Raw genomic sequence first — 21,582 nt, forward strand, 5'->3', positions numbered from 1 at the left:
GGATGTCAAATCGTCATTGCAAGGAGCGAAGCGACGTGGTAATCCAGAAAAATAACAAAAAAGTACTAATTTTAGCATTTTTTACTGGATTGCTTCGTCAATTACTTTGTAATTTTCTTCGCAATGATGATTTGGTAACCACACAACAATTCCAAAACATGGGGCGAGTGACGGGATTCGAACCCGCGACCCTCAGAACCACAACCTGATGCTCTAACCAACTGAGCTACACCCGCCATAAATTAACAACATAAATTTAGATTATCAGAAGGAGTTAGTCAAGAATATTTATTGTATTAACATAATTATTTGACTTATATATTATAACTATATATAGTTACAACATGAATCAGTATATAAAACTTATAAATAAAGAAAGCTAAACAAAATCCTAAAGGATTCAGTTTCTCTGATTCATACTTTAATGACTAAGTGCGGTTGGGTTAAAGATAGGCAAAAAGGTAGCCATCAGATTTGGTACTTGCCCAAAGGAAATAGGTTATCTATTCACACTTTTGGAAATATGGAAAAAGAATATCAAGTTCGACCATTTTTAAACTTTGCAAAAGGAAATGAAGATGAAAACAAATGATACATTTGATGGGTTTACTATAGAACTTTTTAAAGATACGGATGGAGATTGGCTAGCAAGGTTTGAAGAGCTACCGAATATATCAGCTTTTGGCAATTCGCCTGAAAAAGCACTGCAAGAATTACAACAAGCTTGGACTTTAATGAAAGAAAGTTATATAAGTCATAATCAATCTATCCCCTTAGCTCCGTCTAGGAAAGAGTATAGCGGACAGTTTAATGTTAGAGTAGATAAACGTGTGCATCGAGCTTTAGTACTTGAAGCACTTAGAGCAAAAATTAGTTTAAATGCTTTAGTATCTCAAAAATTAACTTTATCAGTAAAACAATGAAAAAAAAAGCAGTTATTTTATTAAGCGGTGGACCTGATTCTACTACGGTTCTTGAGATAGTGAGCAAAACAGATTATGAAATTTATGCTCTAAGTTTTAATTATCATAGACGCAATAGTCTGGAGGTCCAAAAAATCCAAGGATTAATTAAAGATTATAATGTAAAACAACATAGGGTTATTAATATTGATTTGCAGTCATTTATCGGTTCTGCATTGACTGATGATAATATAGATGTACCAAAATTTAAAAACACAGATCAATTACCAAGTGACATACCGGTTACTTATGTACCGGCACGTAATACAATATTTTTAAGCTACGCACTAGGAGTTGCTGAGGTTATAGGAGCTAGAGATATTTTTATTGGGGTACACACTAATGATTATACTAACTATCCTGATTGTCGTCCTGAATATATAAAATCTTTTGAAGCAATGGCAAATTTAGCAACTAGGGTAGGAGTAAATGGAGAAAAAATTACTATCCATGCTCCTTTAATAAATATGACCAAAGAGCAAATAATTAAAAAAGGGCTTGAGCTTGGAGTAGATTATAGTAAAACAATATCATGTTATGATCCAACAGAAGACGGTTTATCTTGTGGTCAATGTCTATCATGCATTGCACGACTTGATGCTTTTAAAAAGAATAATATACAAGATCCGATTAAGTATGTATAATTATAGATATATACTCATAAAATTAATAATAAAATAATATGAAGTAAATTTGTATACAAGGTGGAAACCATTGTTCACCTTGTATACTCATTATTTAAAAATCTTCTGTATAATATGAATATGCAATATTTATATTATACAGAAAAATAGTTAGTATATATGATAAATAGAGGACATTTATATGCCCCTTTTCCTGTGCTTGATTTAAACGATATAGTTTTACGAGAGTTAGCCGCGGAGGATGCGCAAGATTATTTTAATTATATGAGTAAGCCGGAAATGGCTATTTATATAACTGATAGCAATAGGCCTAAAGACGTAGAAGAAGCCGGAGAGGAAATACGTTATTGGTCTAGTTTATATAAAAATCATAGAAGTTTTTATTGGGGAATGGCCATTAAAGACGATAATAAATTAATAGGTACTGCCGGTTTTAATATAATAAATCTAGAGCATCATAGAGCAGAAATAAGTTATGATCTAGATCCTAATTTTTGGGGTCAAGGTATGATGTTAAAATCTATAAAGAATATTTTAAAATTTGCTGATTATATTGGTATTATAAGAGTACAAGCAACAGTAATTACTGATAATTTTCGTTCAATTCATCTTCTTGAGAGATGCGGTTTTGCTAGGGAAGGAATTCTTAAAAAATACGAAATAGTTGCAAATGAGCATAAAGATTATTATATATACGCAAGAGTACTATAGTAAGAATTGTTAAAATAAACATAAAAAAGAAAGTTAATGGTAGTAGAAGCTGATAAAAAAGCATTGATTTGTTCGTTTTGTAGTAAAAAACAACATGAAGTAAAAAAACTGATAGCAGGTCCTGCAGTATTTATTTGTGATGAATGTATAGATTTATGTACGGATATTATGAAAGAAGAAAATAAAGTTGCTTTAAAGCACATTACTTCTTCAATTCCAACGCCGCAAAAAATATGTGGCATTCTAAATGATTATGTAGTTGGGCAAGATCAAGCGAAAAAGATTTTAGCAGTAGCGGTTTATAACCATTATAAGAGGCTTGAATATGTACAATCCGGCAATAATGACGTTGAGCTTAATAAGTCGAATATCTTACTGATCGGTCCTACCGGTTCAGGAAAAACTTTACTTGCTCAAACGCTTGCTAAAATTTTAGATGTACCTTTTACTATGGCGGATGCTACTTCTTTAACGGAAGCTGGGTATGTCGGTGAAGATGTTGAGAATATATTACTACGTTTATTGATAGCATCTGAGTTTAATATAGCAAAAGCACAAAAAGGTATAATTTATATTGACGAGGTTGATAAAATTGCCCGTAAATCGGAGAATCCTTCTATTACACGGGATGTATCGGGTGAAGGAGTACAGCAGGCATTACTCAAAATTATGGAAGGAACAGTTGCTTCCGTGCCTCCTCAAGGTGGTAGGAAACACCCACAACAAGATTTCGTACAGTTAGATACTGCAAATATCTTATTTATTTGTGGTGGTGCTTTTATGGGGATTGATAGCATTATAACCTCAAGAACTAATCATAGTTCTATAGGCTTTGCAGCTAACGTAAATATAGATAAAGAGAAAAATAATAGTGAGATTCTTAAATCCCTAGAGATTGAGGATTTAACTAAATTCGGTTTAATTCCTGAATTTATCGGTAGATTACCTATCGTTACTACTTTAGATGAGTTAGACAAAGAAGCTTTAATTACAATTTTAACTAAGCCTAAGAACGCCATAGTAAAGCAATATCAGAAACAATTTGAGCTTGATGATGCTGAGCTTGTAATTGATTATTCAGCCTTAGAAACTATTGCCGAAAAAGCTCTAGCTAAAAAGACGGGAGCAAGAGGACTTCGTTCAATACTTGAGCATCTTTTGCTTGATAGTATGTATAAAGTTGCCGAGCTAAAAAAACAGCGTGTTACTATTACAAAAGAGGTAGTTAACGGCTTAGTCGAACCGATAATGACCTCTCTCATTTCTACAAAATCAAACAAAAAACAACCGATTATTGCAGATATACCGGCGTAAATATTATTTGCTGCTCTATGTCATTCCCGCCTACGCGGGAATGACATAGAGAAGCATGCAACAAGACCTACGACTGCTCGCAATGATGGGTGGGTATCCACACAACAACGCCGGCTTGACCACGGGACAATACTAATTTAGGATAAAATTTATCCTAAACTAGTATTATAGCGGTTTAAATACCATTAAGAAAAAAATAATACTCAAACTGATAAATACCGGCCAGCCTAGGTAGAATCATAATTTAAATAATTTATAATATTTTTCCGGTAGGGGAATTCGCGGTTTTAATGCTTCAAGTGCCATATTTCGTAGTGGAATTTGAATCCATACCAGCAGAAGCCAACAACTACCGGCGATTATGTATCCGATATAAGTTAAGGTAAGCCATAAATCAAAATAATTATAGCCAAGCATATTTACTAATATTATGCCGCTAACCGGTTGAATTATCACAGTTGGAGTAGTAAAAAGAAGATCAGCTATTGTAGTGCGAGTTGCATATGCCGTTGCATTCAAATCATTGGTTTTATTTGCCCACCACATAAAAAAAAGCAATACCAAATAAAGTGGTAGAGCTAATAATATGCATAGTTTTTATAAAAAGATAATCCATTATTTATCTCGTTCTATTGCCATGAATACTAAAGTAAGTAATATTACTGGAATATTTTTAAATATCGGACCAAGCGGATCTAGCCACAATATTGGCTTAAGATATGTTAATAGTAGAGTATAAGCTAGTATTAATAAAATTTGTAAACTACATATCCTATTTATTTTATTTTTGATAATTAGTAGAATTCTAAGAATAATATCTGTAAAGCAGCGTCCATATAATATGTAAGGTGCTATTTGTTTATCAAATCCTAGTGATAGTATAATTTGCATACTAGCATCATAAACAAAAATGCTTGAAATAATTCCTGTCATTATCCAAAATAGTCCTAAGACAATTTTTATTATAGGTTTTAAAAAATAAAGCCTAGCGTGCCATATGGATTGTACGGTTAAAGGTTCGGTTGCAAAACCTTGTTGCAAGTTTCTAGGGATTATAGAAGTAAGATCGATAAAATCTTTTTTATCAGCAATATTAGGTTGAAGTAACATATTATACGCAGTAGAATTAATGGGTCCTATTTTTAAGACAATCCCCTAATTTAGCTGCTATTTTAATGAATATTAAAGGAATTTTTATTAGTCTTCCATGACTCCAAGCCATCTTCTGAATCCAAGCAAGATATCCTTCATGTTCACTATGTCTGGTCCAACTATTTTTAATAATGTGTGGATTTTTCCTTCCCTTTCTATACAGTGAATAATTACTTTCGTTAAGTCATCAATATGAATAGGTTGAAATTGTTGTAAACCATCACCTATTAAAGGAATAAAATAAGGTAATGTTGAAAGAGCCCTAAATAGCGAGGTACCACCATAACAACCGCTTGCGTAAACAAGAGACGGTTGTAAAATTATCCAGTCTATATTCCTAATTTTTGTACATATTCTTCAGCTGCTTTTTTAGTTAAAGCATAAGCAGTGTTTTTTTCATTATCTATTCCAAGAGCTGAAATATGAATAATTCTTTGTACGTTAGTAAGGGTGCAAGCCTTAAATAGAGCCTTTGGATCATTGACATGAACATTGCCAATATTATTGCATGACTAGACGTTAACACACCTGATACATTAATAACTATATCTATGTTATTTAATCTATTTATCCAGCTTTGTGGTGTTAGGTCTATATTAAAATCACAGTATATCACTTCTGCAGTAGGGAATTTTTCCTGGTCGATTCAACATCCCTAACACAGCATATTACTTTATAATTATTCTTTAATAATTCAGCTGTAATATATGATCCAATAAAGCCGTTAGCTCCTGTTACTAGTATTCTCATTATAATATAAACTATTCAGGTACTGATATTTTTTATATCATTAATCAGATCCTGTTGCCAATAGAAGATAAAAAAGGATATGTTATGTCCATAACTATTGTTTTTTTGGTTAAAAACTTTTATAACCCAATCCTCTTCTCGCTTATCATAAACTGGGGTTGCTCGTGTGTGACTTTAATGTTAAAATAATTAAAGATTATAAATGATTATATATAAAAGATTTGCATAAATATTAAGAGATGTTTATATTTTTAATATTTATGTAATTAAAATTATGAGTAATAAACTAGAAGTAATAATACAATATGATATATCAAATTTAGGCGTAAGATTATGGAAAACTACTACAGCAACTTGCTAGTTTTAATTTAGGTGAGGTATGGAAAATATGGTTCTGTGATAAAAATTTTCAAGATCTACTGACACTAGATCAAAGTTTAATTTATACTCAATCTTTAGAAACAATGTTAAGTAAAGTAGCTGCTACCGGAAAGTATCAAGATATTGATCATTCTCAATGGAGCCATTGTTTTGAAGAGCTAAATAATTGAGATCATTTTTCTACAGAAGTTAATAGGAGTAGAAAACAAGAATATCATTGATGCTATGCTAGATGATATAGGGGATATAAATTCATTAGATTTTAGTACCCTAATTACTAAAGTCCAAGTGTTTTTAAAAAATAATTTAGATCAATCTGAACACTTGATTAAAGCAGCCAAAGAAATCGATGCTATGGCATATCCTCTGACGAGAGAATATTTTTTATATCGCTATATAGCTAAAGCAATATTATTTACAAATAATTTAAATGCGCCTTCCTCGTATGAAAACGAGTTTAATATAGTAAAAAAAGCTCATTTAAATTTTGCAAATTATCTTAATTCATTAGAGCAAAGTCTTACTAGAATAGAAAAAGCTAGTGATAAGTATAATGAAGATCACAAAATTGCTTCTTGGTTAACCGAAAAATCAGCTTTAGTTAGTAATCATTCAGGTAAAATAGCAATTACTTATGTTTCTCTTATAGTGGGTGTAATTGCTTTACGTTCATATGTAATTGACGAAAAGGATCCTTGGTATGAATTATGTGCTTTACCGACCACTAACCTTGCGATGTTACAAATTTTATTATCTTTCCCGGTACGGTCTTATCAAATAGATACACTCAAGAGATGAATAATAATATGTTTCAAGCATTAGAAAATAACAATGACAATGCTGAAGATGTTAAATTTTTATTTGATCATACTCCAAGCTTTGCTAATGATGCCGTAAATACAACTGCGATTTGTTTTAGATATGCTGCTAATTTAGGGTTGCAGCCTATTGATTTATTAAATAATAATACTATTAATCGTATAATTGTATATACGGGCTTTACTATGGTATACAGTTGCAGGAGTAGTAGAAGAACAAAGTAAAGTTACAAATTTTATGCAAAATAAATTAATTAAATTTTGGCATGATAAAATTGTACCGGCTTTAATTGAGCATAAGCAATTTACAGCTGAAGAAATTAAACCATATTTTCAGTTACTATATAAACATTCCAAAACAGATAAGAATACGCAAATAAAACTTCAGGCAATAATATAGATTTTAACAATATTGAATCAGACATTAGTATCTATCATGGATAGAAGAGGACTGCTATATGTTCGGCAATAGCCACACTGATTTTGGATTATATCTGTTTTTATTTTCGTAATCCAGCATTAGAATTTTATGAAGATTCAATGTTTTATGCATCAACTTCTGTTAAATTCATGCGTCTTGCTTCTTTATATTAGTATCAACATATTATGGCAATAAAGTTATAGAAAATATCACCAACAAAACATTAACTAATGATGTGTTTTTTCAAAAGTTTTACTATAATGATACGGCAAGATTGACCCTAGCGATAGTACCTTTAATAATGTTTGAGTCTATTAAAGATTTAAAATTCTTAAGTTTTGCAACTTTCATAGATGTTTTAACAACTGTTATATCGGATTTCAATGTCGGCAAGGCAATGAGTAGTGCAGGCAAGAATATTGCCAAGAAAACCGCTACTACCCTTACTTGGCTTAATAAGGTTACCTCAGGCACAAACGATGATACAGTTATTGATATTGATCCTACAGAAGAAGTACCATGCTTAGAGGTTTTGTGGACACTGCTAATTGATTTGCTATTTTGCAGCAAAAAATAGCCAAAATTAAATCTTTTTAGAAATGTCCACAAAACCTCTATTAAGGTTGTAAAATTTACGTTATTTAATGTGCTCTTCTCATTTCAAATATAATTGAATCTTCAGAATTAAGTGTTGCATATATTAAAAAAGGCGAGGTGACATAGGACTGCACTTCGCTATGCATAAAAGCTTGGTACATTATCAATCTCTAAAGTAAAGTTTTTGCTATATTCAAGCAGTTTTTGAGCAGCTTTTAAGTGTATCAAATAACCTGTAGTTGTATTAAAGTAACCACCATGACCTATCTTCTTTAAATACGGATTATTGTAAATATTATAAAATATTTTGTTTTTAGCATGTGACAAGGACAAATAAATTAAATCCCAATCGGTAGGTAAATGCTTAAGCATTGTTAAAAATTTATTACGGAAATCGTCATTTAGTATAGCATCATCTTCTATTATTAGGGCATAAGGTATATTGTCTTTAACCATTTTAAGCCAAATTTCTCTATGGTTACAATAACAACCGAGTTCACCTGCAGTTAAAGTATGATTTAATATTTTGCTATCGGAATAATAATTTATATTTTCCGAAGGACAAAGTACAGTATAACCGTTATTAAGGGATAAAAGAGCAGGGTTATTTTTCTAATCCGGTAAATCTTTTTCCCCCTGAATCTGTTATAGATAAATTATAACCGTTTCTTCAAGTGGAGCAAGAACCTATTTGATAAGTTTTTAAAAATATAAAAAGCAATGATAAACAAATAATTATAATTGATATTATAAAAATAGTTTTTAATTTGTATTTAATAGAGGTAATTTTTTTCTGAAGCCGGTACAATCTATATATCTTATAATATTTTTCATCATCTTTATCAACAGGAATAATATAATTATATAAATCTTCTTCTGAATAATCTTTAACAAATATTACTGAATTAGGGTTTACATCTTTTATATAACTTTTATCTGCATAATATATAATAGGTACTGCTCCTGCTAAATAAGCTTGAAAAGGTTTTGTAGTAACATACCCCTCAGATGTTTTATTTTCAAAAGCAATAACAAATTTACATTTAGATAACCATTCACGAGTTTTTTCTTTTGGTATAATTGTAGATTCAGTATTTAAATATTTACTGCCGCTTACTACTTTTTTATACAGCGATAATTTATGAAAAAATCGATTTCTTGCTATGCAGCCGTCGTTCTCAGGATCTTCTATACCGTTAGAGACTAAGAAACAAGCAAAATACGTTTTGTTCCGATTGTATTTTGAGTGTTTATATTCAAGTACTGATGTCATACAATACATATAATATAAAGGTATTCTTATATAATTTGGATGATCTATATAATCAAAACCTATAGATATATCATAATTTTCTAGCTTTGGTCTAACCGATTCACAAAAAATATCTTTATACTATCGTTATTACTAATAGTTCTTTGACCAAAAACACTATCAATAATAAGGTCATAATTGTTATGATCTATAACAATTGTTTGTCCGTTTTCTTCAATGATTTCTTTTATCATAGGTACTCGTCTATTGTAAAGCCCGGCCAAATATTAATAAAACTCACTCTTATAGCATGTTTGTTTTCTTTTTTAGGAGCTTTAATCTTATATGCTTACACATAGTAATAATATGGCTATACAGATTATGGAAAGTTTTTTTAACATTTAAATTACCTATTACGAGAAAAATTTATTTATAATTTTTCTGCTATTTGTGGTGGATTTTCTGCTTCCACTTCAATAATCTCAGATTTAGAGGAAACGATTTGATAACGCTCTAAGGTAGCCGGCATGGCTTTATTCCCTGAATCAATACCGAGTTTTTGAATATTCTTTACTCTTGACATAAAATTACGATTAAACGAAGCAGCAAATTTATCGTAATTAGTAACCATATTATACAGGTTATTACCGATCTTTTGAGAATAATCTGCCATAGTACCGATGGAGTTTAATAGCTTTCTCACTTCTTCAATGATTACCTTATAATTTTCTGAGCGGCGATGATCGGTAATTTGAAATTTTGCAAATGATAGCATATTCATAAGGCCGCTAGGTCCTACCGGAAAGATATTACAGCCCCAAGCTTTTTGTAAAAATTCAGGGTCGGCTGCAATAACTTTCTCAACCGCTTGTTCAGTCGGCAAAAACATTAAAGTAATAACATTGTTAAAGCTCTGATCCTTTTTGTTTAGATTAGTTAAAATATTTGCGGCATATTCTTTATTCGCCAAAGATTTTAAATGGTAATTCATAGTTTTATTAAGACTCATGTTATTATCTTGTTCGTCTACAAGAAACTTTGAAGCTTTAGAATCAATAACCATTAAATTACCGGAAGGAAGAAAAATGAGCGCATCAGGTCTTAGCTTTCCGCTATCTAATGTAGTTAGACCGTATTGCATAATGAAATCTAAATTAGGACGTAAGCCCGAAGATTTTAAGATATTCTCAAGGGTAATCTCAGCAAGTAGCCCCGCTCCGATCGGAGAAAGCAGAGACTGTTTTATCAAATCAACCGTACCTTTTGATTGCTCTATATCTTTATTTAATGTTCCCACCATCGTAATTAACCGTTCAAACTCACTATTAAATTTTCTTGAAGCAGTAGCGATATTTTTCTCGGCTAGCTCTCTTGCCACCGTGTTTTCCATTTTATGTATCGCTATTAATTGTTTAGACAAATCTTGACCTAAATCAAATAACGCAGCTTTAGCCGATGAAAATGACTCTTCTCTTATTTTTTCTGAATCCTTAATAGTCTGTGCTTGATATTCTATTTTACACTGCAATTGCTCAATTTTCTGTAAATATCCTATCTTTTCTTGATTTAATAATTGGTTGTTATTGCTAATTTCTAGATTCTGTTCTGATAAAAATTGTAGCTGTGTCCTTAAGGTTTGAGTTTTTACATAAAACCAAATTATTAGCGCTAATAAAATAAGTAGAGTAGTTATAATAGTGGGTAATAAATAAGGCATAGAATGAAGCAAAGTTTAATGTTAAATAATACTAAAGTACCGCATAATTTGCACTAATTATTTTGGTATTGCCTAGAAAAGGTTGATATAGTCATTGTGAGTTACTGCAGGTGTTGTTGCATGGCTCGTTTTATGTCATGCCTGCGCAGGTCTTGTTGTGTGGACCGAAAAACCCGTTCGGTGTTATGCAGTGACTTGACCACGATATCCAAAAACACAACTTAAAATACTAAAATTTTAATGTTTTAAACTGGATTCCGCGATCAAGTCGCGGGATGACAATTAGGAAACTGGTCCACGCAACAAAGCATTCTCGCTTTCGTGGGAATGACATCGGAAGGCTAAACTATAAAACAACTTTTTCTAGGCAATGCTCAATTTCAATACTACAAGTAAGACTATTTCGATATTAGCCTATAATATTTTTATAAACTTATAGAAATATTATAATGGATAGGTTATATAAAAAGCAAGTTGAAGAATATCTAACAAATTACGGTAAGCTTGTATTTATAAGCGGAGCAAGGCAAGTAGGAAAAACTACAATATCAAAACAAGTAATTAAGCCTAATCCTAATTCAATTTACCTAAATTGGGATTATCTAGAAGATAGAAATAAAATCTTAAACAAACACACCGAACTTTTTAAAAATCTACTTTCTACTATATCCGATAAGAAACCGTGCTTAATATTAGATGAAATTCATAAATATAAAGATTGGAAAAATCTTGTAAAAGGATTTTATGATAAATTCGGAGAAAATATTGAATTTATTATAACAGCTAGTGCCAAATTAAATATATATAAAAAAGGCGGTGATAGCCTAATGGGACGTTATATAAGTTTAACCGTGTATCCGTTATCGGTATCTGAAATAGCTAAAAATTTTGATAATGACATTGATTATATAAAAAGCCCCAAAAATATCACTATAGATGAATGTGAAGCTTTAATAAATTTTGGAGGATTTGCAGAAAGTTATTTAAAAGTAACTGCTAAATTTCATAGAATATGGAGTAATCAAAGATTCGAGCAATTATTTAGAGAAGATGTAAGAAATACTGAAGATATCAACAATATTTGTGCGTTAGAATTACTTGCTAGCATTATAAATGAGTAAGCAGGCTCATTTATAAGCTATACCTTGCTAACAAAGTTAGAGTTTCAGACCAAACAATAAGAAGATGGCTCTCTTTGCTAGAAAAGCATTAGTATTGTTTTGCTATCACACCTTGGTCTAAAAATGTTGTAAAAAGTTTGATAAAAGAGCCCCAAATTTACCTTTGGGATTGATCGCAAATAAAAGATATAGGAACGAGATTTGAAAATCTTGTAGCTTCTCACCTTTTAAAAGCCGTATATTTTTGGAACGAAACAGGGCTTGGTGATTTTGGTTTATACTATCTGCGTGATAAACAAAAACGTGAAGTCAATTTAGTAATAACAAAAGATAACCAACCGTGGATTTTAGTGGAAGCAAAAGTAAGTGACTCAACCGTTTCTTCAAGCTTAAAATATTTTCATGAATTACTTAACCCTGAGTTTAGTGTTCAAGTAATTCAAAATAAACAAGCTATTTCGGACTCTTGCTTTTGATAAACCGGGTTTATGAATAGTACCGGCTATTACTTTCTTATCTCAACTTGTTTGATATGAATTTTTGCAAAAAAGTAATCTAGGCAAATGTAAATCATATGACTATTTCGTTGCTTATATCGAAATAGTCATTACCAATTCGACATTTAATGATAAGCTGTATCCTCGCACATACCACTAAATGTAGCTGAATTGACTATATTCACTTTATCTTCTAGCGGTCCGAGTGGCTGAGCCGGTTTTAACAATTCCGGCGTTAATATAAATTTAGTTTTTTTCTCGATATTCGATAAAAAAGGTAAATGTAAGCTATGGGGCTGCTCTATCACTGCATACTTATCCCATTCTGGATATTGCCTATTTAGATTTTCTATAGGATCAGTGGGACCGTAAACCTCTATACTACCGAATTTATATTTTTTTAAAGGATATAATTCATTATCATAAAATGAACTCTTCGGATACTTATTTCGAACCGCTAAATTAGTATATATAAATTTGTTTTGTTCTTTATGAAAAATGAAAATATCTAAACAAGCTTTTTTGCATATATTATAAGCTCTCTTATAGGAAACAGTATAACCGAGTTGTTCAAATTGCGGTAATATTTGTTGCAAACGTATTTCGTCTTCATGCATAATGCCGATATCTAAATCATCGTCAAAAGGAATTATGCCTTGATGTCTAACGGCTCCAAGCAGAGTGCCGCTGTCTATCCAATAATTAATATTATTCTTACCAAGTAGCTCATGAGTGTCTTTCATTAACTGATAAAGGGCAATAGCTTTTTTCTCGCTAATCCTGTATTTTTTTACTTGTTCATCACTTAAGGTTACATATCGCCAGTCATGTTCTAATATATAAGCATAAAAAAATATCCCGGCAAATATAATTAATATTAAACCTATAATATTTTTAAAGGATAATATTGACTTTAATTTTATCATCTTTCATCTCAAATTGTATTTCTTCTGCCGATGTGACGTTTTTTAAATCTTCTGCTAATTCTGCAGATAATACTATGCCGCTAACTTCAAGCAATTTTATTGGAGTTTTTATAGATAGATTCTTCTCAGCTTTGAATTTTCTGACGATATCTAGTATTTCAAGCAGCCCTTCTGCTCCTTTTGCATTGATTTCATAATTTAAGTCACTGTAATTAACCCAGCTACCTTTAACATGAATAGAATTTTCACTATATAATATTTGGTATAATTCTTCGGTAATATGTGGCATGAAAGGTGCAAATAGTTTCAGTAACGTTTGCATAACATGATATAAAGTTAATATGCTACTATATTGTCCTTGTGGATTTTTGTGTTCCTCATCATAGCTTCTTGTTTTGCTTATTTCTAAATAATTATCACACAATACCACCCAAAAGAATTTTTCCGTCAGATGCATAGCATTTGCATATTCGTAGTTTTGTAACTCATTTGTAGCTAGCTTAACTAATTCCACTAGTTTATTAACCATCCATTTATCAAACTCGTTAGTGATTTTTTCTTTAATATCGAGTAAACTCGCTTTTTTATCTTCACCTTTCAGTTTATCAAAATGTATAAAAACAAATTTAGCAGCATTCCATAGCTTGTTAACAAGCCTTTTGCCGTTTTTCATAACGTCTTCAGAATAGGTGGTATCAGCACCTAGCTTTGCATTTGCCGACCAATAACGTATCACGTCGGAACCATATTGTTCTAACAGTTTTTCAGGAACTAAAACATTGCCCTTAGATTTTGACATTTTACTTCGATCTTCAGCTAAACACCAACCGTTTACCATGATGTTTTTCCACGGCAAAGTATTTTGGTGTAAATGAGCTTTTAAAATAGTATAGAACGCCCAAGTTCTGATAATTTCATGTGCTTGAGGTCTTAAATCCATCGGAAATAATTTATCGTGCCTATCTTTATTAACAGCGAAGTCGTCAGAAATCCCATGAGTAGAAAGTTGAGGCGAAACGGAACTTATTGCCCAAGTATCCATTACGTCATAATCAGGTTCTACTTCTTCTTTACTATAACCCATAGGTAAATCTTTTAACGGATCGATAGGTAGCTGCGTAACATCGGCATATAAGATTTTTCCTTCCTCACCTACTCTTTTAGAGTACCAAACAGGGAAAGGCACACCAAAATAACGCTGCCTACTTATACACCAATCCCAACTAATGGCATTAATCCAATTCTCTAAACGAATCTTCATATTTTTAGGATGCCAATTTAACTCATTCGCTCTTTTAAGCAATTCTTCTTTATGTGATATAGTTTTAATGAACCATTGCGGTACAGTTAGTATCTCAAGAGGAGCACCTGACCTCTCGGCACATTTAACGGTATGAGTGATGTCTTCTTGTTTAATAAGCAACGCTTGTTCTTTTAAAATATCTATTATTTTTGTTCGAGCTTCTTTAATTTTCAACCCATCTATAGAAGTTTCATGTTGGAAGTCTATTGTACCTTTTTTAGTGATAGTAGTTTTTAAAGGTAGATTATGCGTCTTCCACCAAGTAATATCCGTTTGATCACCAAACGTACAGCACATTACCAGTCCCGTGCCTTTATCTTGTCGTACTAAAGGGTCAGCAAGCAGTGGAACTTGCTCATTAAAAAGTGGGGTTATAGCTGATTGACCTGCTAGATGCTTATAACGTCCATCGTCAGGGTGATAAAATACGGCTACGCAAGCCGGTAATAGCTCAGGTCTGGTAGTGGCTATAGTAAGCGGGTCTCCTTGCTCGGTTTTAAACGTAATATAATTCATGAAAGAGGTTTTTTCCTTATCCTCAATATCGGCTTGGGCAAGAGCTGTACCATCTACTGGATCCCATAAAATCGGTTGATTAGTACGATAAATTTCTTCTTTTTGTACTAAATCAAGAAAAGACATTTGTGATATTTTTCGTGATAATGGACTAATAGTTTGGTACTCTAAACTCCAATCAACCGATAAAGCTATTTGGTTCAATAGACTTCTAAACTTTTCTTCTTCACTTTCTACTACCTCTTCGCAAATTTTTATAAATTCAGATCGATCCATATTATAAGCTTTGATCTGTTTCTGCTTTTCAACAAGTCTCTCGGTCGGTAGCCCGTTATCGTCAAAACCCATAGGATAAAAGATATTTTTACCCATCATACGCTGAAAACGTACAATAAAGTCGGTTTGCGTATAGCTATAAACATGACCGATATGTAACTGCCCTGAAACTGTTGGAGGCGGAGTATCGATTACATAGGTTTCTTCTTTTGCAACGTTTGGATTATAAGCATAAATTTGTTTCTCTTGCCAAATTTGCTGCCACTTTTTTTCATTTTCGGTAAAATTATAATTTTTTGGAAATTCTTTCATAGATTTTGTAGTTGATTCAAGAATATTATTATAAAGATTATATGTGATTATGACAATAGATGCTTTTCTTTGGGAGGATGGATATTTAGGATTTGTGCAAGTGGTGCTTGCATGATTAAGTACTTATTTACAATTGAGCGAACGAAAGTTTCTTGAAGACCTGTAATTTTAGCAATAACAGGAATTTTAAAGCCCTGACTGAACATTTCCTTCGCTATAATTACTGCCTTATTATGTTCGCCCTCAGCTTTGCCTATCTCAATACCCTGGCACCTTTCCTTCATCTCTATATGTATCAGCGATAGTTTTCATAATAGTATCCTTATCTTGCGGTAATAGATGTGCATCCAATACTTCTACTAATTCCGGTTGTTTTTGTGTTGATAATTTTGCGTTAGTATACCATAAGAAGGATCTTAGGTAAATATAACCTTTTTCTTTATCCAATATTATAATATGCTTAAACTCTGTTAAAAACTTCTCCCATAGTTTTATCATATCCTGCATATTGGATATGCTGTATCATATATTCTAGCATACCTAAATGTTTTTTCTTGACGATTTCATCATCTGTCATAGCTTGCAAATCTACTAATTGATAATCTTCCTCCATTAATTTCCTTGCCATCACACTATCAGTAAATAAACTCCACAGATTTCTTGGAGCATTATAAATTTCTTTACCGTTGCAAATAACTAAATTATAGACTAGCGGTAATTTATCCTTTCCTTGCTTATGTCTTTCACATAATAATAGTGTATATTTCCATAACCGCAAAGCCGTCCAATAATCAATTGTTGATTGGGCCTCTACTAATACATAAACAAATGCTTCTTCTTTATTATTGGTGCTAATTTTATATGTTATATTACTATATTTCTTATTTAAAGATTCCTCAATGTAGCTTTCTTGTTCTACCGTTATTTTTGATAAATCTACTATTAAAATCATCGGGTAAATAATATTACAAAAATTCTTCTGCTGCTACTGGGTCGTTCATTATTATTTTTACTAATGAATCATGTTTTAATTTTTTAGCCATAAAAATCTAGTAGCTTTATTTCGTGGCGTATTGTATCTTAAATTATCTATAATGTCCATATTTATTTAAATTTAAAGTTTAATATGCTAATTCTAGACAAACTTTTGCTTACCTTAAAATTAATGCGTGCAGATAAGCTGGTAGCTTATTTGCTGGTTTTTTTTCCTGCTTTATTTGGGTTACTGCTTGCAAACCCCTCAAGAACGGAGTTAATACATTTATTACCGTTATTTATTTTAGGTAGTATAACAGCTAGAAGTAGCGGGTGTATTATTAACGATATATTTGATAGAAAATTTGATAAGCATGTCGCAAGGACTAAAGAGCGACCTTTAGCTAGCAAGGCTTTATCTGTTTCTTATGCTATTTTGATACTCTTGATTCTTAGCGTTATCTCACTTTGTATTTTGCTACTTTTAAACAAAACAGCTATATATATAGTTTTTTTTGCGGTAATAATGATTAGCCTATACCCGTTAATGAAACGTATCACGTATTTCCCGCAAATCTTTTTGGGATTTACATTTAAGCTAGGGGCCTTAATAGCTTATGCGGCAGTTCAGGATACACTTGATATAGCAGCGATTATTATGTATTTAGCATGCTGTTTTTGGGCCATCGGTTATGATACGATTTACGGATATATGGATATAAGAGATGATAAGAAAATAGGAGTGAAATCGTTAAGTATATATTTAGAGAACAAGCATTCTAAGCTTTGGCTTTATATATGTTATATAGGTTTTATATTGTTATTTATTCTAGCAACAAAAATGGCTAACCATAATATCGACTATTTACCTATTTTAGCTGCTTTAATTTTACTGATATTACAAGTAGCAACTCTTGATATTGAAAATCCTGCCAATTGTATGACAAGATTCAGAGCTAATAATTATATCGGATTAGTTTTGAGTATGGTGTTTTATTAAATTCTTTTCCTAATAACAGTCTTGTTAGGGATTAGATAATGTTCTTGATGTGTCATTCCTGCGAAAGCAGGAATCCATAAAAATAACATTAATATTGCTGTAAGTATTACATTTCTAGTAAAAAACATATAAGCATTTAATTTTTATATGTTTTACTGGATTCCTGCTTCCGCAGGAATGACATTGACCCGTGCAACAACTCCTCTAACAGCCCATAAAGTGACCATCGATATTGCGGTTATATAAACCGCAATTGATAAAGAGTTGCTGGTTACATACCATAGCATTAGGCAGATTGACGGAGTAAGACGTCCGATTAATGAAGCACCTATACTACTGCCGATACCGACTAACATATATTTATCGGCAGTTTTAAATAAATCATTTAGCCAGCAGTTCAAAGGTGCCAAGAACCCGACACCGAGTATTATAATCCAAATACGTACAAAATTAACATACCATATAGATGCATTATTCAAGCAGAGCCATAAAGGAATTATGCTTAAACTCATTAAAATAAGAGTACCGTTTAGTATTTTAAGGTAATGTAGCTTTTTTGTTAGATGCCCTATTATCGGAATCATAATCATATCAAAAATCAGAAACTCAGTATTAAATTTCATCATTATTTCGAGTGATATATCAGTGATAAGCGGAATAAAACTATTCAAAAAGACGAAAGGTACTATATAAGTCATATATGAGAAACCTATGGCAAAACTAATGCATAAGATACTTAGTTTACAGTTCCAAATTGTAGTTAAGTCTTGTAATAGTGATGATACTACGTCATTGCGAGGAGAGGACCCAGGTGTCATCCCGTGGCTTGACCACAGTATCCAAAAATTACGTAAAGTAATTTTATCTTTTTTATTGGATCCCGTGGTCAAGCCACGGGATGAAAATGAGGGTTTGACTACAATATCCTCACGCTTTCTTAAAAAATGACCTATCAGTGCTGTAAGTCCGCCAAATATGAAACATAAACGCCAATATGTATTATACTCTACATTTAAAACTATAGTACTGATAAATGAAGCAAGAATAATACCGACCATAGTAGATGTTTGATAAAGGTAAGAAGCTTTAAGCGCTTTTTTTTCTTCTTTATTCTCTAAAATAAATAATTTAGCAATGGTACATTCACCCTCGGAATATACTCCTTGCAACGTTCTAAGCAACACTAATAATAGCGGTGCAAGCCAGCCTATTTGAGCATGTGAAGGTATTAAACCGATTAGGCTCGTTGTTAAAGCAACGCCGATTAAAGAGTAAGATAAAGCAAAAACACCGCCGTATTTTTTAGCAATTACGCCAAAAAAATAAGAGCCTATGAGACGTGTAAATAAAGACGTAGCAAGAACACTATAGGTAAGTATTAAAGCAACGACTTTATCATGATTCGGAAAAAAAATACCAGCAAGTAGCGGAGCAAGAAACCCATAAAGTGCAGTATCGAAATGATCCATCGCATTACCGATTAGGATCGAAAAATCCCTTTTACTTAATGCATTACTCATATATTAATAATTTAAAATTTATAATGGATTATACTCGATGAATTTGGAACATTGGTGACAATGTCTTTGTAAGTCCTCGGATGCTGAACGTTTAATATACGCTCTGCTCCTCGGCTTACAGACCGATTACTCTTTTCCAAGTTGATCTTCGTATAACAGCGCTTCGTTTTGTAGGAGTATATAAGTATGTAATCTTCCTTGTAAATATTTTTTTAAGAGATATGATTATAAAGTTATAGCTTAAAGTAATTGTAATGAATGAATAAATAATTTGAAACAAGGAAAGTTTATTACATTTGAGGGAGGGGAAGGGATAGGCAAATCTACTCAATCTCAAATGCTCTATGAATATTTACAATCTCAAAATACTCCCGTTATTTTAACTCGTGAAGTCGGTGGTACTATTGTAGCCGAAAAAATGCGTGAAATTCTAGTACAGGAAGAATTACTACCCATGTCTGAGCTATTACAAGCTATGGCAGCACGTTATGATCATATGGCACGGAAAATTATACCAGCTCTACAAGAGGGACATATTGTAATATGTGATAGGTTTATTGACTCAACTGTATGTTATCAAGGATTAGAGCTAGAAAACGGCATAGATTTAGTTTATAATCTGCACAAAACTTTAATGCCTTCTCTTATGCCGGATATTACGTTTTTTATTGACGTAGAGCCGGATACTGCTATTAAGAGAGTCAATTCACGAAATATGAACAATAAATTTGACATAAGAGGTATAGATTTTTATAAAAAAATCTATTATTGCTTTAAAGAATTAAGTAATAGATTTCCTGAGAGAATAAAAACAATTAAAGCTTCAGATTTAAGTTCACTTGAAGTACATGAGTTAATAAAAAAGCATTTATGAACAATACTTACTACATTACTACCCCTATATATTACGTTAACGATATTCCCCATATCGGTCATGCTTATACTAGCGTTGCAAGTGACGTAATCGCTCGTTTCATGCGACTGCGAGGTTTCGATGTAATGTTTTTAACAGGTACTGACGAACATGGGCAGAAAGTAGAAAAAGCAGCTATTAATAAAAATATTGATCCACAAAAATTTACCGATCAAACATCCGAGAGTTTTCGTCATCTGATGACTGCTATGCATATTTCCAATGATGATTTTATCAGAACAACGGAACACAGACATAAAGAAGCTGTAGCTGTTTTTTGGCAGAAATTACTAGATAACGGCACTATTTATGAAGGTTTTTATGAAGGGTGGTATGCAGTGCGAGATGAGGCTTTTTTTGATGAGTCGGAACTTACGAGGGACGGTTTAGCACCGACGGGTGCTCCAGTTGAATGGGTTAAAGAGCCTAGCTATTTCTTTAATCTTTCAAAATGGCAGGATAAATTGCTTGAGTTTTATGAAGCAAACCCTGATTTTATCAGACCTATATCAAGGCGTAACGAAGTAATTAGCTTTGTTAAATCGGGGTTAAAAGATTTATCGGTATCGCGTACTACTTTTAACTGGGGAATAAAAGTACCAAATAATGAAAAACATGTAATTTATGTTTGGCTTGATGCACTGGCTAATTATATTTCAGCACTCGGTTATCTTGACGAACAAAGTAATTACAATAAGTTTTGGCCGGCTGATTTACATGTAGTCGGTAAAGATATCTTGCGTTTTCATGCCGTCTATTGGCCTGCTTTCTTAATGGCTGCAGAAGTTCCGCTGCCGAAAACAATTATGGCTCATGGCTGGTGGACGAGTGAGGGGCAGAAAATCTCTAAATCTCTTGGTAATACCATTGATCCGATTAAGTTAATTGATGAATTCGGTGTTGATCAAGTTAGGTATTTTCTGATGCGTGAAGTAACTTTTGGTGCGGACGGCAATTTTGCTCGTAGTAATTTAATTACCCGTATTAATAGCGAGTTGTCAAACAAAATAGGTAATTTATTACAGCGTATTACATCTTTTGTTTATAAGAATAATGACGCCAAAGTGCCTTTGCTTACGCAAGGTGTTATAGATAAAATATATGAGCTACCGATTTTAAAAACCGCAAGTAAATTTGTCGAGCAGAATATTTTATTGATGGACAAAACAGAGATTAATAAAATTCTTGAAAATATTATTAATTTGGCCGAAGAGGCAAATATCTATATTGATAGCGAAGCACCCTGGAATTTGAAAAAAACCGATCCAGATAAAACGTTAGAAGTGTTATACGCTTTACTAGAAGTTTTACGCTATATTGCGATAATGCTTCTGCCTTTTATACCGAGTTCAGCAAATAAAATGCTTGATCAGTTAGGGGTAAATAAAGAAGAACGTCTGTTTAAGCATTTAATACGTGATTATACTTTAACAGCGGGTAGCAATATTTTAGAACCTACCATAATATTTCCAAAATTTGAATAGTGTGTCATACCGTGGCGAGA

Annotated in this window: 24 protein-coding genes, 1 tRNA gene and 1 pseudogene; 14 read left to right on the plus strand and 12 right to left on the minus strand. The window is 32.2% G+C overall.

Features of this window, described 5'->3' with window-relative positions:
* Nucleotides 1-159: 159 nt before the first annotated feature.
* Nucleotides 160-236: transfer RNA gene (locus ABVF33_RS01015), tRNA-His, on the minus strand.
* Between the two features lie 188 nt (nt 237-424).
* Between ABVF33_RS01015 and ABVF33_RS01020 the strand changes: the two genes are divergently transcribed.
* From ABVF33_RS01020 to clpX, 5 genes are all read left to right on the plus strand, one after another.
* Nucleotides 425-592, plus strand: a complete 168-nt coding sequence (locus ABVF33_RS01020; protein WP_004997648.1) for a type II toxin-antitoxin system HicA family toxin — start codon at nt 425-427, stop codon at nt 590-592.
* Entirely contained in the window at nt 579-923 is a 345-nt protein-coding gene (locus ABVF33_RS01025) for a toxin-antitoxin system HicB family antitoxin (protein WP_499705914.1), read from the plus strand. Before ABVF33_RS01020 ends, ABVF33_RS01025 begins: the two co-directional genes overlap by 14 nt.
* On the plus strand, nt 920-1,606 hold the full coding sequence (gene queC, locus ABVF33_RS01030) for a 7-cyano-7-deazaguanine synthase QueC (protein WP_499705915.1): 687 nt from the start codon (nt 920-922) through the stop codon (nt 1,604-1,606). The genes ABVF33_RS01025 and queC overlap by 4 nt, the downstream gene beginning before the upstream one ends.
* A 159-nt stretch (nt 1,607-1,765) precedes the next feature.
* Nucleotides 1,766-2,317, plus strand: a complete 552-nt coding sequence (locus ABVF33_RS01035) for a GNAT family N-acetyltransferase (protein ID WP_499705916.1) — start codon at nt 1,766-1,768, stop codon at nt 2,315-2,317.
* Between the two features lie 36 nt (nt 2,318-2,353).
* Nucleotides 2,354-3,631: an ATP-dependent Clp protease ATP-binding subunit ClpX gene (clpX, locus tag ABVF33_RS01040; RefSeq protein WP_499705917.1), complete on the plus strand. Its 1,278-nt coding sequence runs from the start codon at nt 2,354-2,356 to the stop codon at nt 3,629-3,631.
* A 237-nt stretch (nt 3,632-3,868) separates the two neighbouring features.
* On the opposite strand, the gene ABVF33_RS01045 is transcribed toward clpX, so the two are convergent.
* The 3 genes from ABVF33_RS01045 to ABVF33_RS01055 all read right to left on the minus strand — a co-directional run bounded on the left by ABVF33_RS01045 (nt 3,869) and on the right by ABVF33_RS01055 (nt 5,533).
* Nucleotides 3,869-4,177: a DUF2269 family protein gene (locus tag ABVF33_RS01045; RefSeq protein ID WP_499705918.1), complete on the minus strand. Its 309-nt coding sequence runs from the start codon at nt 4,175-4,177 to the stop codon at nt 3,869-3,871.
* A 69-nt stretch (nt 4,178-4,246) separates the two neighbouring features.
* Nucleotides 4,247-4,741: a DoxX-like family protein gene (locus tag ABVF33_RS01050; RefSeq protein ID WP_499705919.1), complete on the minus strand. Its 495-nt coding sequence runs from the start codon at nt 4,739-4,741 to the stop codon at nt 4,247-4,249.
* Between the two features lie 654 nt (nt 4,742-5,395).
* Nucleotides 5,396-5,533, minus strand: coding sequence for an NAD-dependent epimerase/dehydratase family protein (locus ABVF33_RS01055; RefSeq protein ID WP_014273722.1), 138 nt, complete (start codon nt 5,531-5,533; stop codon nt 5,396-5,398).
* Between the two features lie 606 nt (nt 5,534-6,139).
* Between ABVF33_RS01055 and ABVF33_RS01060 the strand changes: the two genes are divergently transcribed.
* The 4 genes from ABVF33_RS01060 to ABVF33_RS01075 all read left to right on the plus strand — a co-directional run bounded on the left by ABVF33_RS01060 (nt 6,140) and on the right by ABVF33_RS01075 (nt 7,730).
* Nucleotides 6,140-6,712, plus strand: coding sequence for a hypothetical protein (locus ABVF33_RS01060; RefSeq protein WP_499705920.1), 573 nt, complete (start codon nt 6,140-6,142; stop codon nt 6,710-6,712).
* Between the two features lie 8 nt (nt 6,713-6,720).
* Nucleotides 6,721-6,957, plus strand: coding sequence for a hypothetical protein (locus ABVF33_RS01065; protein ID WP_499705921.1), 237 nt, complete (start codon nt 6,721-6,723; stop codon nt 6,955-6,957).
* A gap of 13 nt (nt 6,958-6,970) precedes the next feature.
* Entirely contained in the window at nt 6,971-7,132 is a 162-nt protein-coding gene (locus ABVF33_RS01070) for a hypothetical protein (protein WP_499705922.1), read from the plus strand.
* Nucleotides 7,133-7,388: 256 nt separating this feature from the next.
* Nucleotides 7,389-7,730 carry a hypothetical protein gene (locus ABVF33_RS01075; RefSeq protein ID WP_499705923.1) on the plus strand — a complete coding sequence of 114 codons (342 nt, stop codon included), beginning with the start codon at nt 7,389-7,391 and terminating at the stop codon, nt 7,728-7,730.
* Between the two features lie 158 nt (nt 7,731-7,888).
* On the opposite strand, the gene ABVF33_RS01080 is transcribed toward ABVF33_RS01075, so the two are convergent.
* The 4 genes from ABVF33_RS01080 to ABVF33_RS01095 all read right to left on the minus strand — a co-directional run bounded on the left by ABVF33_RS01080 (nt 7,889) and on the right by ABVF33_RS01095 (nt 10,719).
* The gene (locus ABVF33_RS01080; RefSeq protein ID WP_499706123.1) at nt 7,889-8,299 is read right to left on the minus strand and encodes a glycosyltransferase family 25 protein; all 411 of its coding nucleotides are present in this window, start codon (nt 8,297-8,299) and stop codon (nt 7,889-7,891) included.
* 121 nt (nt 8,300-8,420) lie between these two features.
* The gene (locus ABVF33_RS01085; protein WP_499705924.1) at nt 8,421-9,023 is read right to left on the minus strand and encodes a glycosyltransferase family 10 domain-containing protein; all 603 of its coding nucleotides are present in this window, start codon (nt 9,021-9,023) and stop codon (nt 8,421-8,423) included.
* 80 nt (nt 9,024-9,103) lie between these two features.
* The gene (locus ABVF33_RS01090; RefSeq protein WP_499705925.1) at nt 9,104-9,256 is read right to left on the minus strand and encodes a hypothetical protein; all 153 of its coding nucleotides are present in this window, start codon (nt 9,254-9,256) and stop codon (nt 9,104-9,106) included.
* A gap of 176 nt (nt 9,257-9,432) precedes the next feature.
* Nucleotides 9,433-10,719, minus strand: coding sequence for a DNA recombination protein RmuC (locus ABVF33_RS01095; protein WP_499705926.1), 1,287 nt, complete (start codon nt 10,717-10,719; stop codon nt 9,433-9,435).
* Between the two features lie 449 nt (nt 10,720-11,168).
* On the opposite strand from ABVF33_RS01095, the gene ABVF33_RS01100 reads away from it, so the two are divergent.
* Nucleotides 11,169-11,840, plus strand: a complete 672-nt coding sequence (locus ABVF33_RS01100; RefSeq protein ID WP_499705927.1) for an ATP-binding protein — start codon at nt 11,169-11,171, stop codon at nt 11,838-11,840.
* Between the two features lie 188 nt (nt 11,841-12,028).
* Entirely contained in the window at nt 12,029-12,316 is a 288-nt protein-coding gene (locus ABVF33_RS01105; RefSeq protein WP_499706124.1) for a DUF4143 domain-containing protein, read from the plus strand.
* Nucleotides 12,317-12,462: 146 nt separating this feature from the next.
* Here the strand turns inward: ABVF33_RS01105 and ABVF33_RS01110 are convergent, their stop codons facing one another.
* The 3 genes and pseudogenes from ABVF33_RS01110 to ABVF33_RS01120 form a co-directional block, all read right to left on the minus strand.
* On the minus strand, nt 12,463-13,263 hold the full coding sequence (locus ABVF33_RS01110) for a LicD family protein (protein ID WP_499705928.1): 801 nt from the start codon (nt 13,261-13,263) through the stop codon (nt 12,463-12,465).
* Nucleotides 13,232-15,670, minus strand: a complete 2,439-nt coding sequence (locus tag ABVF33_RS01115; RefSeq protein ID WP_499705929.1) for a valine--tRNA ligase — start codon at nt 15,668-15,670, stop codon at nt 13,232-13,234. The genes ABVF33_RS01110 and ABVF33_RS01115 overlap by 32 nt, the downstream gene beginning before the upstream one ends.
* A 122-nt stretch (nt 15,671-15,792) precedes the next feature.
* Nucleotides 15,793-16,713, minus strand: a pseudogene (locus ABVF33_RS01120) (Rpn family recombination-promoting nuclease/putative transposase); the annotation flags it as partial.
* Nucleotides 16,714-16,796: 83 nt separating this feature from the next.
* On the opposite strand from ABVF33_RS01120, the gene ubiA reads away from it, so the two are divergent.
* The gene (gene ubiA, locus ABVF33_RS01125; protein WP_499705930.1) at nt 16,797-17,645 is read left to right on the plus strand and encodes a 4-hydroxybenzoate octaprenyltransferase; all 849 of its coding nucleotides are present in this window, start codon (nt 16,797-16,799) and stop codon (nt 17,643-17,645) included.
* Between the two features lie 152 nt (nt 17,646-17,797).
* Here the strand turns inward: ubiA and ABVF33_RS01130 are convergent, their stop codons facing one another.
* Nucleotides 17,798-19,165, minus strand: a complete 1,368-nt coding sequence (locus ABVF33_RS01130) for an MFS transporter (RefSeq protein ID WP_499705931.1) — start codon at nt 19,163-19,165, stop codon at nt 17,798-17,800.
* Nucleotides 19,166-19,427: 262 nt separating this feature from the next.
* Here ABVF33_RS01130 and tmk point away from each other — a divergent pair, with 262 nt between their 5' ends.
* Both tmk and metG read left to right on the plus strand, forming a co-directional pair.
* The gene (tmk, locus tag ABVF33_RS01135) at nt 19,428-20,039 is read left to right on the plus strand and encodes a dTMP kinase (protein ID WP_499706125.1); all 612 of its coding nucleotides are present in this window, start codon (nt 19,428-19,430) and stop codon (nt 20,037-20,039) included.
* Nucleotides 20,036-21,562: a methionine--tRNA ligase gene (gene metG, locus ABVF33_RS01140; RefSeq protein ID WP_499705932.1), complete on the plus strand. Its 1,527-nt coding sequence runs from the start codon at nt 20,036-20,038 to the stop codon at nt 21,560-21,562. Before tmk ends, metG begins: the two co-directional genes overlap by 4 nt.
* Nucleotides 21,563-21,582 lie beyond the last annotated feature (20 nt).

The sequence above is a fragment of the Candidatus Rickettsia barbarica genome (assembly GCF_041477405.1).
GTDB lineage: Bacteria > Pseudomonadota > Alphaproteobacteria > Rickettsiales > Rickettsiaceae > Rickettsia > Rickettsia rickettsii.